Raw genomic sequence first — 13,110 nt, 5'->3', positions numbered from 1 at the left:
AAAAAACCGACGCCGAACCTCGATTCGGCGTCTGCTATTGATCACCGGGTCTGCAAGGCTGCTGAAAGATTTCCTGTCTATATTTCAGCAGCCTCAGCGGACGGATAACCGGGACCACCCGGAGACACGCCTGATGAGCGAGCTTTTTTATAACGCCGTGCCGAACGCGACCCGAGTCGCCCCGCCATTGCCCGAGCCTCGGCAGTACCCCAGCGAAAAACCGCAACGGGTCTATCTGTTCGGAACATGTGTGGTGGATCTGTTCTATCCCGAAGCCGGGATGGATGCGATTCATCTGCTGGAGCGCGAAGGGATCCGGGTGGAGTACCCGCAAGGACAAAGTTGCTGCGGTCAACCGGCCTACACCTCGGGATACACCGAGCAGGCGCGGACGGTAGCGCGAGCGCAACTGGCCCTGTTTGCCGGCGATTATCCGGTGGTGGTGCCCTCGGGCTCCTGCGCCGGCATGCTGCGCGAGCATTACGCCGACCTGTTCAAGGATGAGCCCGACACGCTCAAACAGGTCCAGGCCCTGGCGGCCCGGACCTATGAATTGGCCGAATTCCTGCTGTTTGTCTGCAAGGTGCAGCTGCAGGACAGCGGCGCGCCGGTGAAAATCGCGTTGCACACGTCCTGCTCGGCCCGGCGTGAAATGAACACCCACCTGCATGGCCGTGCGTTATTGGCACAGCTGCGCAACGTGGAGCGCGTCGAGCACAGCCATGAAAGTGAATGCTGTGGCTTTGGTGGCACGTTCAGCGTGCGCATGCCGGATATTTCCGGCGCGATGGTGGCCGACAAGACCCGGGCGCTGAAGGAATCCGGCGCGCACAAGGTCATCAGTGCCGATTGCGGCTGCCTGATGAACATCAACGGCGCACTGGAAAAACAGCAGGAGGCGTTACGCGGCCAGCATCTGGCGAGCTTCCTCTGGCAGCGTACCGGAGGTGTTGCATGAGCACGCCGACGCTGATCCCGACTGTAGAGGTGCAGGAAGATTTTCGCGCCCGAGCCCACAAGGCTTTGGACGACACGCAACTGCGAAACAACTTTCGCAGCGCGATGGATTCACTGATGACCAAACGGGCAACGTCTTTCAGCGATGCCCACGAAAGAGAACACCTGCGAGTGCTCGGCAATGCCGTCCGCGCCCGCGCGTTATCCAAGCTGCCCGACCTGCTCGAGCAACTTGAAACCAACCTGACCCGCAACGGTGTGAACGTGCACTGGGCGGAAACGGTGGACGAGGCCAATGGCATCGTCCTCTCGATCATCCGTGCTCACGAGGCGCGGCAAGTGATCAAGGGCAAATCGATGGTCAGCGAAGAGATGGAGATGAACCATTTCCTCGAGGCTCGGGACATTGAATGTCTCGAATCCGACATGGGGGAGTACATCGTCCAGCTCGATCACGAGAAGCCTTCACACATCATTATGCCGGCGATCCACAAGAACGCCGGTCAGGTCGCGTCCTTGTTCCACGACAAACTCGGCGTGGAGTACACCAAGGACGTTGACCAACTCATTCAGATCGGTCGCAAGGTATTGCGGCAGAAATTCTTCGAGGCCGACGTCGGCGTCTCGGGCGTCAACTTCGCCGTCGCCGAAACCGGCACGCTGTTGCTGGTGGAAAACGAAGGCAACGGGCGGATGTCCACCACCGTGCCGCCGGTGCACATCGCCGTGACCGGCATCGAAAAAGTCGTAGAGAACCTGCGCGATGTCGTGCCGCTACTGTCGCTGCTGACCCGTTCGGCCCTCGGCCAGCCCATCACCACCTACGTCAACATGATCTCCGGCCCGCGCAAGGCCAACGAACTGGACGGTCCCCAGGAAGTCCACCTGGTGCTGCTGGACAACGGTCGCAGCCAGGCGTTTGCCGACAGCGAATTGCGCCAGACCCTGAACTGCATTCGCTGCGGCGCTTGTATGAATCATTGCCCGGTCTATACCCGAATCGGCGGCCATGCCTACGGTGAGGTTTACCCGGGGCCTATCGGAAAAATCATCACGCCGCACATGGTCGGCCTGGCCAAAGTGCCAGACCACCCGAGCGCCTCTTCCTTATGCGGCGCCTGCGGTGAAGTGTGCCCGGTGAAGATTCCGATCCCCGCCCTGCTGCGGCGGCTGCGCGAAGAAAACGTCAAGGCGCCCAACAGCCCGAACCAGGTAATGCGCGGCCAGGGCAGCAAATTCTCGCCCAAGGAACGCTTCATCTGGAATGCCTGGGCCCGGCTCAACAGTTCGCCGCGGCTGTATCGGCTATTCGGTTTTTTCGCCACCCGCTTGCGCGCCCTGACGCCCAAAAACATCGGCCCGTGGACCCAAAACCACAGCGCCCCCAAACCCGCCGCCCGCTCATTGCATGACCTGGCCCGCGAACACCTGAACCAGCAGGGAGACCGCCGATGAGCGCCAAAAACAATATCCTCGCCAAGCTGCGCAAAAGTCTGACCGGCACCACGCCGGTTGCCGACAACTTCGATGTCGATCTGGTGACGCAAACCTACCGCTACGCGCCCGAGGAACGCATCCCACAATTGCGCAAATTGATGGAAGCGGTGCACACCGAAATCCACCTGACGTCCGGCGAAGGCTGGCCGGCGCTGCTGGCGCAATTGCTGCGTGACCGTCAGCTGCCGAGTTTGCTCATCGCCCCGACCACAGCGCACGGGCAAAAAATCACACAGTTCTGGGCGAACAATCCGGACCTGCCGGCCCTCAAGTACTACGACCGGCCGGTAGAGGAATGGAAAGCCGAACTGTTCAACGACACCCCCGCCAGCCTGACCGGAACCCTCGGCGCCATCGCCGCCACCGGTAGCCTGATTCTCTGGCCGACGCGAGAAGAACCACGGCTGATGAGCCTGGTACCGCCGATGCATTTCGCCCTGCTCAAGGCCAGTGAAATCCGCGACAACTTCTATGAAGTGCAACAGGAATTCGAATGGGCCCAAGGCATGCCCACCAACGCCCTGCTGGTGTCGGGCCCGTCGAAAACCGCCGACATCGAACAAGTCCTGGCCTACGGCGCCCATGGTCCAAAGGATCTGGTGGTCTTGATTCTGGAGGACCAATGACTCTTCCGGCCCCATTCCTGCGCGATGTACAGCAACTGATCCCGCAAAAGCGACGTTTCGACGATCCACTGTCGACCTTGGCCTTCGGCACCGACGCCAGTTTCTATCGGCTGATTCCGAAACTGGTGGTACGGGTCGAAAGCGAGGACGAAGTGGTCACGCTGCTACAACTGGCCCAGCGCGATAAGGTGCCCGTCACCTTCCGTGCGGCTGGCACCAGCTTGTCTGGCCAAGCCATCAGCGACTCGGTGCTGATTGTGCTGGGGGATAACTGGAACGGTCGCGAGATTCGTCAGCAAGGCACACAGATCCGTTTGCAGCCCGGTGTGATTGGCGCCCAGGCCAACGCCTGGCTGGCGCCGTTCGGGCGCAAGATCGGCCCTGATCCAGCCTCGATCAACGCCTGCAAAATCGGCGGCATCGTCGCCAACAACGCCAGCGGCATGTGCTGCGGCACCGCACAGAACACCTATCACACCTTGGCCGGTATCCGTCTGGTACTGGCCGATGGCACCCGCCTGGATACCGAGGACGACACCAGCGTGGCGGCTTTTCGTACAAGCCACGGCGAACTGCTGGAACGCCTGGCGACTCTGGGCCGCGAAACCCGCGCCAACACCGAACTGGCTGCGCGAATTCGCCACAAATACCGTCTGAAAAATACCACCGGCCTGTCACTCAATGCCCTGGTGGATTTCGACGAGCCTGTGGATATCTTGAGCCATTTGTTGGTGGGCTCCGAAGGCACCCTCGGCTTCATCAGCGCGGTGACCTACAACACCGTCATCGACCACCCGAACAAAGCCTCGGCGCTGATCGTCTTCCCCGATGTGGAAACCTGCTGCAACGCGGTCACCGTGCTGAAAAGCCAACCGGTATCGGCCGTGGAGCTGCTCGACCGCCGCAGCCTGCGCTCGGTGCAGGACAAACCGGGCATGCCGGATTTCGTACAGCATTTGTCGATCAATGCCTGCGCCCTATTGATCGAATCCCGCGCAGCTTCTTCGTCTTTGCTCCAAGAGCAACTGACCCGGATCATGGCTTCGCTGGCCGGTTTCCCGGTGGAAAAACAGGTCGATTTTACCGAAGACCCGCGGGAAAACGCCCGGCTCTGGGCGATTCGCAAGGACACCTTTCCAGCGGTGGGCGCGGTACGCAAAACCGGCACCACGGTGATCATCGAAGACGTGACCTTTCCGGTGGAACAACTGGCCATTGGCGTGAATCGCCTGATCGAGCTGTTCGACAAACATCACTACGACGAAGCGATCCTTTTCGGACACGCGTTGGAAGGCAATCTGCACTTCGTCTTCACTCAAGGCTTCAACAACCCTGAAGAAGTCGCACGCTACCAGGCGTTCATGGATGACGTGGCGCAGTTGGTGGCGGTGGAATTCGGCGGTTCGCTGAAAGCCGAACACGGCACCGGGCGCAACATGGCGCCGTTCGTCGAGCTGGAATGGGGCAGCGATGCCTATCAATTGATGTGGCAGCTCAAGCGCCTGCTCGATCCCAACGGGATCCTCAACCCGGATGTGGTGCTCAGTGAGGATCCGCAGATCCACCTCAAACATCTCAAGCCGCTGCCAGCCGCCGATGAGATTGTGGACAAGTGCATCGAGTGCGGTTTCTGCGAGCCCGTGTGTCCGTCCAAGGACCTGACCTTGAGCCCGCGCCAGCGCATCGTGATCTGGCGTGACATTCAGGCGAAGAAACGCGCAGGCATCGACACCATCGAACTGGAACGTGCCTACCAATACCAAGGCATCGATACCTGCGCCGCCACGGGCTTGTGCGCACAACGTTGCCCGGTAGGCATCAATACCGGGGAATTGGTGAAAAAGCTTCGCAGTCGTACCGCAACGCGTACGAAAACCGCCGATTGGCTTGCAAGCAATTTCGCCACAACCCTGCAAGGGGCTCGCTTTACCCTGCACGTTGCCAACGGCGCACGAATGCTGTTGGGCGCACCGCGATTGGCTCGCCTGTCAGCCAATCTGACGCGGTTGTCGAAGGGCCAGGTCCCACAATGGACCAACGCCATGCCCCAACCGGAGAAGGCCATCCGCTTCAGCCCCGCCGTATCCGACGAACGCCCACGAGTGGTGTACCTGGCGGCCTGCGTGTCGCGGGTGATGGGCCCGGCGGCCGGGGATAAAGAGCAGATGTCACTGTACGAAAAAACCCAAAGGCTGCTGGAAAAGGCCGGCTATCAAGTCGTCTTTCCCGACAACGTCGACAACCTCTGCTGCGGCCAGCCCTTCGCATCCAAAGGCTATGCCGAACAAGCCGAACACAAACGCCAGGAACTGATCGGCGCCCTGCTGCACGCCAGTCGCGGCGGGCTCGATCCGATTTATTGCGACACCAGCCCCTGCACACTGCGCCTGGTCCAGGACCTGGGGAATGTTCGCCTGGACCTGTACGATCCGGTGCGCTTCATCCGTACGCATCTGATGGAGCGTCTCGAATTCACCCCCCAGGATGAGCCCATTGCCATACACGTCACTTGCAGCACCCAACATCTGGGCGAAAGCCAGGCACTGATTGATCTGGCGCGCCAATGCAGCAAGAACGTCGTGATACCGGAAGGCATCCATTGCTGTGGTTTTGCCGGTGATAAAGGCTTCACCACCCCTGAGCTCAACGCCCACTCACTGCGAACCCTCAAAGACGCGGTTCAGTACTGCACCGAGGGGATTTCCACCAGCCGCACGTGCGAGATCGGTCTGACACACCACGGTGAAATCGACTACCACGGTTTGGTGTATCTGGTGGACCGCGTCACCCGCCCCAAACCCGTCAACGTATAGGGACGCCCTAGAGGACTCGAAGAAAAATCGAATTCCTGCGTTTCGCGGTAGTCACTTGAATAGGCCCGACGGTGTCGGGCCCTCAACCGACTCGGGCCTGGCCGCGACCCTCCGGCAGCGCCGAGACCATACGTTCAAGGAGATACACATGAAGCACATTGCATTTGCTGGCTTGTTCATTTCCGCTGCGATGTTGGCCTCTCCGGTGTTTGCAGATAGCCAGGCAGACCTTTGCCAGATCAATCTGCAGAAAATCAAGGACGCCAAGGTCAGTACCGAACAAATGAGCGAAGGCTTGAAGACCGATATTGACGCGACCGTCGGACAGGCCTCGGCCGAGCAAGCCAAAGGCACCGAAGAAGGCACCAAGAACTGCATCTCGCTGACCACCCAGGCTATCCAGAAGCTACAGAACAACACCAAAGGCGGTCAGCAGTAACTCGCGCCCGGCCAACCTTCGGGTTGGCCTTCGACGCGGATTGGCGTACACTGCAAATGCCTGGCGCTTCAGCAGATTCACGAAGCGACAGGTTCGGGGCCGTTTAGGATTCGACGCCGGTTGCGAAACTTTAGGTGCATGCCGAGTTGGTAACAGAACTCGTAAATCCACTGTTGCAACTTCTTATAGTTGCCAATGACGAAAACTACGGCCAGGAATTCTCTCTCGCTGCGTAAGCAGCCTTAGATCCTGAGCTTCTGGTACCTTCGGGTCCAGCAATCACCAGGGGATGTCTGTAAACCCAAAGTGATTGTCATATAGAACAGAATCGCCGTGCAGTACGTTGTGGACGAAGCGGCTAAAACTTACACAACTCGCCCAAAGCACCCTGCCCGTCGGGTCGCTGAGGGTTAACTTAATAGACACGGCTACGCATGTAGTACCGACAGCGGAGTACTGGCGGACGGGGGTTCAAATCCCCCCGGCTCCACCACTTCATCATCTAAAGACGTCCACGGACGTCTTTTTTTGTGCCTGAAATCCAGTAAATACGGGGGTTTCAGGGCCACGGGAGGCTTTCCAGGCTTTTTGAGTTCCAGGCAGTTTGGTATTCCCAATGGTATTCCCGGCTACCCGGCGCTAATCTTGGGAATACCAAAAGGTGTCATGGAGTACTTCTCATGTGCGCTCAAACCACCCGCCTCTCCGACCGCCAGCTCAAGGCGGTCAAACCGAAAGACAAGGATTACGTCCTCACGGATGGCGACGGGCTCCAACTGCGAGTCAGGGTCAATCGCTCGATGCAGTGGAATTTCAACTACCGGCATCCCATCACCAAGAATCGAATCAACATGGCACTCGGCTCTTATCCCGAGGTTTCTCTTGCGCAAGCCAGGAAGAAAACTGTTGAGGCCAGAGAGCTGCTTGCACAGGGCATCGACCCAAAAGCTCAGCGCAATGAGCTACAGGAAGCCAAACGAGCGGAAACGGAACACACCTTCGAGAACGTGGCCACCGCCTGGTTCGAGCTGAAGAAGGATTCCGTCACGCCGGCGTATGCCGAAGACATTTGGCGCTCCCTAACACTGCATGTTTTTCCGAGCATGAAATCAACGCCTCTCTCCGAAGTCAGCGCCCCAATGGTCATCAAGCTCCTTCGCCCGATTGAGGCCAAAGGCAGCCTCGAGACAGTTAAGCGAGTGAGCCAGCGCCTTAACGAGATCATGACCTACGGGGTCAATTCCGGAATGATCTTTGCCAACCCTCTCAGCGGCATTCGAGCGGTGTTCAAGAAACCTAAGAAAGAGAACATGGCAGCGCTACCACCAGATGAGCTTCCGGAGCTCATGATGGAAATCGCGAACGCCAGCATCAAGCGGACGACCCGCTGCCTGATCGAATGGCAGCTACACACTATGACCCGCCCTGCCGAAGCGGCGACTACCCGATGGGCAGACATCGACTTCGAAAAACGCATCTGGACCATCCCTCCGGAGCGAATGAAAAAGCGTCGTCCGCACACAATTCCGCTGACCGAACATGCACTCTCGTTATTGGAGACGCTTAAGCCCCATAGCGGCCACAGGGAATATGTGTTCCCGTCAGATAGAAATCCGCGCACCCACGCGAATAGCCAGACAGCCAACATGGCATTGAAACGAATGGGCTTTCAGGACCGCTTAGTCAGCCACGGCATGCGCTCCATGGCCAGCACAATTCTGAATGAGCATGGGTGGGATCCGGAGCTAATCGAAGTCGCGCTGGCGCATGTCGATAAAGACGAAGTTCGAAGCGCCTACAACCGGGCGGATTACATCGAACGCCGGCGTCCGATGATGGCCTGGTGGAGTGAACATATCCAGAAGGCAGCCACCGGCAGCCTGTCGGCATCCGCCATCAATCAAACCAGGGATCGTAACGTCGTGCCGATACGCTGAGCAGGCGACAATTCGTGCCGTGCAGCAGGGCGACTGAAGTGGCGACTGTCGCTAAATCAGCCGCATGCCTGCGCTTCTTCGGCCAAGCCCCTAAGTATGGGAAGGCTCCGCATTCCCGTACTTAGGGGCTCACGCTTAAAGGTCTATCAGACAACCACGAGTTGCGCCTTTCTGCGGCGGATCAGTCCTGCTGTTAACTCATAGTAATAGATGGTCGCTGGTGCTGAGCAACGCAGGTAGTGCTCTAAAAACCATCTGGTGTGCTTTTCCTTCCAGGACCAAGGGGTCGCACAACTCCAGCGCTCACGAATCGCCTCGTGCATCCTTTCTGCCTGCCTGATATGCCGCTCCCGCGTGGCATGCGCACCTTTGAGCACGGGGCTCAGAAACAACGCCATATCGAACTCGGACTTCATCGACGACCTCCGATGTAGGCACTCACCACGTCGATGCGGTTATGCCCCAACTCGTGGCTGATCTGCTGACGTGCACGCTGATCGAGTGCTCGATCCTCTCGTTGACCAAGACCGCCATTGATGGGCGCGGAGAAGCCGGTCAGTTGTTCATAGCGCTCACAGGCGTAAGCCGCCCGCAGTTCATGAAAGCCTTTCAATCCATGCTCATGCATGATGTCCCGCGCCGGTCGTACGATTGTCTGTAAGAAATCTTTGTAGCTTTCATCAGGTGTTAACAGATTCCTACTGCCCTTGGGTGAGGCCTCGCTGGCCCTGTCGAGGGCGCCACGAACTTGATCCGTGACCGCAATCCAACGCGGTGCCGATGCGCCTGATCGACCGCCTTTGGTGCCGTCCTGGATATTGATCTTGCCCAGTAGCCGAGCCTCACGTTGCAGCCGGGGCAAGTCCGCCAAGATCGCTTCACGCAGGCGCATGCCGGTCTCCCGAGCGAGGAGCACGATGGCACTCACCCTCAGTTGCTGTCGCTCTGACAGCGCTTGCGCAATCAGCCTGACCTGCACACGGTCTTGGCCTTGTGGCGCCTCACTACGCACGCCTGAGCGCTGCAAGCCAAGCGCCTTGCTCGGACTCGGGATTTTGACGTATTGATCACCGCGCAGCGCAGCCATCGTTCGGTTCACGCTGGACAGTCGGTTCTGCGCGGTGGCGATGCTGACGTTGCCCTGATCAACCTGCTCCCGCACGTGGGCGGCGTACCGCATTAGGACTTCGCGGTCGATCTGTCGCGCATCATTGAGCCTGGGCCCTTCCTCGGATAGACACCAACGCACGAAGGCCTGCCAGCGATCACTATGGGCTTTGACGGAAGCAAAATGGCCGTCGCCAAACAGGTCTTTCAGTGCTTGCGGTCCGGCATAGCTGAGCTGGCGACCGAAGCCGAAATTGCGCCCTGTTCGCTTACCGACCCGAGCCATTTTTCTGTTCCTGATCGGCTGCTGCGAGATCATGCAAAAGGGCTCGCCAGTGCGCACTTACAATCGCGAACTGAGCCCAATCAGTCGGGCGAAAACACAGCGTGTTGTCGGTGACGTAGAGATGTGCGCCCGCCTCTTTCAAGCATTGGATGATGGCTGTCGTCGAGGTGATAGCTTTACGGGTGGTGGCGACACCAGCGACACCGGCGACAGCCCTTGTCCTGCTTGGCTTTGAGCGTGGCGACAAAGTGGCGACAGTCGCGGCGACAAACCGCGCTTTCGGCTCCTTTTGGCGCTGAGCCAGATGGTTGCGCAGCGCTTCATCAAGATTGAACATGGCGCACCTCGAAGGTATGCCCGTCGGTGATCAGCCACTGATGATCAATTAACTCGACCAGCAGCTTGGCGGCATAGCGACTGCTCTTACGGGCAAAGCGGGGACCGTTGCGATTCAGCTCTCGAATACTGAAGCGTTTCCAATTCTTGACCTGCAGCCAGCGCAGCAGCCGGTCCGCCTCTTCTTTTACCCGGCACACCGGTTCCTGTTCGGTCAGGCGCTGGATCTCGGTGAGGTAGTAGCCCACCAAGGTGGAGGCCCGTTGGATATGGTCGACGTCCACGACACTGCTCTCCTCCACCACTGCCAGGATGCCGGCGACGCGCAGCAGGTTGTCGGCGGCCTTCGATCCGCTGGGCCGCACGCTGGCCAGCTCGCCAAACTCACCCAGCTGAGCTTCGATGGCATCATGCAAATCAATCCACCGACGACGAGCCAGTGGACTGAGGCTCAGCGGTGACAGCCGCAGGGCACCGTCAGAGGTAAGTGACCAGGGCTGATGAAACAGCGCCGAAAGGCGGTGGTGATAGCGCTTTAGGGCGGCATCTTTGGACAAGTCGACAGCCTGATAACTACGTTGTCCAGCCAGGCTGGTGGGCCAGGTCATCAGGCAGCGGCCGAGGATGCCTTGCCCTTGCAGTAACGGGTCACTGAGTAACTGCATGGCCAAATACGGTTGCAGCATCAAGTGCAGGCTCAGGCGTCGGTCGTAGGCTCGCAGGCTTTCGCCGGCCATGGAGCGAGCACGATCAATCGGGCTCCCATCCCAGAGTAACGACAAGGTCGTGACCGCTTTCAAACGGTGATCCCGACTCATGGTGCTGCTGCCGAGGAATTGCCCGCCCTCATCACAGAACAGCCCCATGCTAGGCAGGTCATGACAGAGCCCCTTGATCAGGGCCTCGATAGTCGGGTCGGTGGTGATCAGTCTAGGGGCTGAGGGCTCCGCTTCGAGCGGTACGCTGTTTGTGGGGGCGGGATCGGCAGGATTGATACGCTGCGCTTGTCGCTGTGCGGCACGGTACCGAGCAAGTTGTTCGCGATAGCGCTGCCACTGTTCACGCTCCCATTGCCGTGCCGGCAGCAAGGCACATCGGTCTGCGGCGGTCTTGCGATCACCTGACGCGGCCACCGTGATCAAGTACAGCGACAGGGGATAATTTCTCCCGTCGAGCTGTAAGCCCGCATGACCTTGAGTGGCCAGCGCCGAGGCAGCCAACACTGATTGCGCGGCCAATGCCTGGGGCACGCCGATGACCTCGGCCATTCGCTCTACCGCAGGCCCAAGAATCCCACCCAGTGCCTGCACCGGATAAGGCTGGGGCACGGGGTTCGACTCAATCAACGGTTGAGGTGGTCGTGGTAGTTCAAGCTTCGGATCTAACTGCTGCATGGGCCCTCTCCTCGGTGATGGCTAGTTGTCCTCACGTAGTCCCGCCACGACTGTTGAGTGTTATCAGGGATCAAGGCCCCTGCGGCCTGTGAGGTGTTCACTGACGCGGAACGAACGGCTCCTTACAACCGGGAGCGAGGGCATAACCCCATGAATCTGGCCTCCTTAGTCGCATCCGAAGATGCGGGCGGGTAGAGGCTGTGCCGACTGACGAGTTCGGCACCTGGAGATCTGGAGTAGGAGAAGGCAACGACATGGACACCTGGGGCATGCCTGACTGTCAGTCAGATGCAGCCTTTCCATGGGCTGCGGCACCGGTGCCTGTGTCGTTGCGGATGGCGACGAATCGGATTTGTCAGGTCGATTGTCACGAGGAGAGTTGCGGCAATGCCCTGTACGACGTGGCTTGCAGCAGTGGTACGAGCGCCCGTCTCTTTCCAGAAGAAAGAGACGGGCGCGGATTGGCGCAGCGAAGTGTGCCGAGAGGTGAGGTGGCTGCAGTGCAGCGAGGAAGGTCCATCGTCTGCCGCAGTAGGCAGATTGGTCGAGTAGGCATCCATCACTCTTGGGAGTGACCGTGCGAGCCGCCGGACGCTAATCGCACTTGGGGAAGAACCACCACGCGAGTGGCGTAGCCTTAAAGGTTCTGGCTACCTGGGCAGGTGCTGTCAACGACAGCGATCCGTGCGCCAATTGTTATACCCACTCGAAAAGGCGGTCAAGCGGCACCGCCAATGCGCTGAGAAAGTGGCGACTGTCGCCACTTCTGTCGCCATGCTCCAGACCACGTTATACGCGAGTTGTCGCCACTGTCGCCGCTGTCGCCATACCTATATCCATGCCCAACGAAAGGATCCGCTTTGACACTGAAATGGCCCTGCGCCCGATACAGATTACGAGCAATTACTGACGGGTAAAAGAAGGCTGGCGCTGATCAAATTTGAAATGAAAGAGGGGAACGCGGTGGCTGCAAGGAAAACCGAGTGAACCCTCCGATCGGCGCGATCAAAGATCGCTTAATCGGAGGGTTTGGCGGGAAAAGCAAAGTCTCAAACGTCAATTACAAACTCAGGCATCGATGCTGGTTGACTGGGAAGTGACTGCATCACGTCGCATGATCAGCGTTTGCTGCAATCGCAGCAGAAAACCTGCTTCAAATGCTTCTTGGGGATCACCTGGACGATGATGCTTTCGGTTTTGCGCTAGTGCCCACCACAGCGGCAATGATGAGCCATCGAGCCAGGTCTCAGCGCACCGAACGCCGTCCTCAATCATCGGGCGGAATTCATTGCCCCATGGTGTTCGAAGACCAGGACGGCCTTCAGCTGAAGGGACAGAGACGTACTCACCAACCTGTTGATGAACGCGCTGAGCTGGGATACCGGACAAACATCGAAACGCCTTGTCGAACAATACAGCCGCGTCATCCAACAGCTCTACCGCCAGCTCAACATCCTGTGGAAAATGAAGCAGGACGCTCTGTGCTCCATTAAGCCGAAGTATTGCAGCCTGCCGTAGTTTAATCGCGGCATCTTCAGGGGTAAGCGATGAAGTATCGATGCTGTTGGGTTTGGGTAGGCCAATGAGAAGCGAAAGATCAAACATCGCGGAGTCCTCCGAGATATTGTGCAGCTTGAATCATTTGGCCAGGGTGGCGCACGAGCTTAAAAGGGGGACAGGTCATTTTCCTTATCTCCTCGGACAATTAAGGAGCCGTC

General features: G+C 58.7%; 11 protein-coding genes and 1 other RNA gene. 7 read left to right on the top strand and 5 right to left on the bottom strand.

The features are described from left to right. The first annotated feature begins 133 nt into the window (after positions 1 to 133). The 7 genes from ACWNZ1_RS22845 (at position 134) to ACWNZ1_RS22815 (ending at position 8,269) form a co-directional block, all read left to right on the top strand. Entirely contained in the window at positions 134 to 958 is an 825-nt protein-coding gene (locus tag ACWNZ1_RS22845; protein WP_135843628.1) for a (Fe-S)-binding protein, read from the top strand. Next, positions 955 to 2,412, top strand: a complete 1,458-nt coding sequence (locus ACWNZ1_RS22840; RefSeq protein ID WP_265072693.1) for a LutB/LldF family L-lactate oxidation iron-sulfur protein — start codon at positions 955 to 957, stop codon at positions 2,410 to 2,412. The genes ACWNZ1_RS22845 and ACWNZ1_RS22840 overlap by 4 nt, the downstream gene beginning before the upstream one ends. Beyond that, positions 2,409 to 3,080 (top strand): LutC/YkgG family protein, encoded by a 672-nt coding sequence (locus tag ACWNZ1_RS22835; protein ID WP_456027914.1) that lies wholly within the window; start codon positions 2,409 to 2,411, stop codon positions 3,078 to 3,080. Before ACWNZ1_RS22840 ends, ACWNZ1_RS22835 begins: the two co-directional genes overlap by 4 nt. After that, the gene (locus tag ACWNZ1_RS22830) at positions 3,077 to 5,893 is read left to right on the top strand and encodes an FAD-binding and (Fe-S)-binding domain-containing protein (protein ID WP_456027913.1); all 2,817 of its coding nucleotides are present in this window, start codon (positions 3,077 to 3,079) and stop codon (positions 5,891 to 5,893) included. The genes ACWNZ1_RS22835 and ACWNZ1_RS22830 overlap by 4 nt, the downstream gene beginning before the upstream one ends. 148 nt (positions 5,894 to 6,041) lie before the next feature. Then, positions 6,042 to 6,332 (top strand): hypothetical protein, encoded by a 291-nt coding sequence (locus ACWNZ1_RS22825; protein WP_135843624.1) that lies wholly within the window; start codon positions 6,042 to 6,044, stop codon positions 6,330 to 6,332. A gap of 95 nt (positions 6,333 to 6,427) precedes the next feature. Then, positions 6,428 to 6,825, top strand: a transfer-messenger RNA (tmRNA) gene (ssrA, locus tag ACWNZ1_RS22820). A gap of 187 nt (positions 6,826 to 7,012) precedes the next feature. After that, complete coding sequence (locus ACWNZ1_RS22815) at positions 7,013 to 8,269, top strand: integrase domain-containing protein (RefSeq protein WP_095667573.1); 1,257 nt, start codon at positions 7,013 to 7,015, stop codon at positions 8,267 to 8,269. 146 nt (positions 8,270 to 8,415) lie between these two features. Here ACWNZ1_RS22815 and ACWNZ1_RS22810 read toward each other — a convergent pair whose 3' ends face one another. The 5 genes from ACWNZ1_RS22810 to ACWNZ1_RS22790 form a co-directional block, all read right to left on the bottom strand. After that, positions 8,416 to 8,685 (bottom strand): hypothetical protein, encoded by a 270-nt coding sequence (locus ACWNZ1_RS22810; RefSeq protein ID WP_095667574.1) that lies wholly within the window; start codon positions 8,683 to 8,685, stop codon positions 8,416 to 8,418. Further along, positions 8,682 to 9,662, bottom strand: a complete 981-nt coding sequence (locus ACWNZ1_RS22805) for an integrase domain-containing protein (protein WP_095667575.1) — start codon at positions 9,660 to 9,662, stop codon at positions 8,682 to 8,684. The genes ACWNZ1_RS22810 and ACWNZ1_RS22805 overlap by 4 nt, the downstream gene beginning before the upstream one ends. Beyond that, positions 9,646 to 9,999: a hypothetical protein gene (locus ACWNZ1_RS22800; protein WP_095667576.1), complete on the bottom strand. Its 354-nt coding sequence runs from the start codon at positions 9,997 to 9,999 to the stop codon at positions 9,646 to 9,648. Before ACWNZ1_RS22800 ends, ACWNZ1_RS22805 begins: the two co-directional genes overlap by 17 nt. Beyond that, a complete protein-coding gene (locus ACWNZ1_RS22795) occupies positions 9,986 to 11,392 on the bottom strand; it encodes a YfjI family protein (protein WP_095667577.1) in 1,407 nt (468 codons plus the stop codon). The genes ACWNZ1_RS22800 and ACWNZ1_RS22795 overlap by 14 nt, the downstream gene beginning before the upstream one ends. Before the next feature lie 1,068 nt (positions 11,393 to 12,460). Next, on the bottom strand, positions 12,461 to 12,997 hold the full coding sequence (locus ACWNZ1_RS22790) for a LasR-specific antiactivator QslA (RefSeq protein ID WP_095667578.1): 537 nt from the start codon (positions 12,995 to 12,997) through the stop codon (positions 12,461 to 12,463). Between the last annotated feature and the right edge of the window lie 113 nt (positions 12,998 to 13,110).

Source organism: Pseudomonas sp. CFBP 5748 (assembly GCF_053850495.1).
The sequence above is the reverse complement of the archived record's forward strand: the minus strand, read 5'-3'. Positions and strand labels throughout refer to the sequence as shown.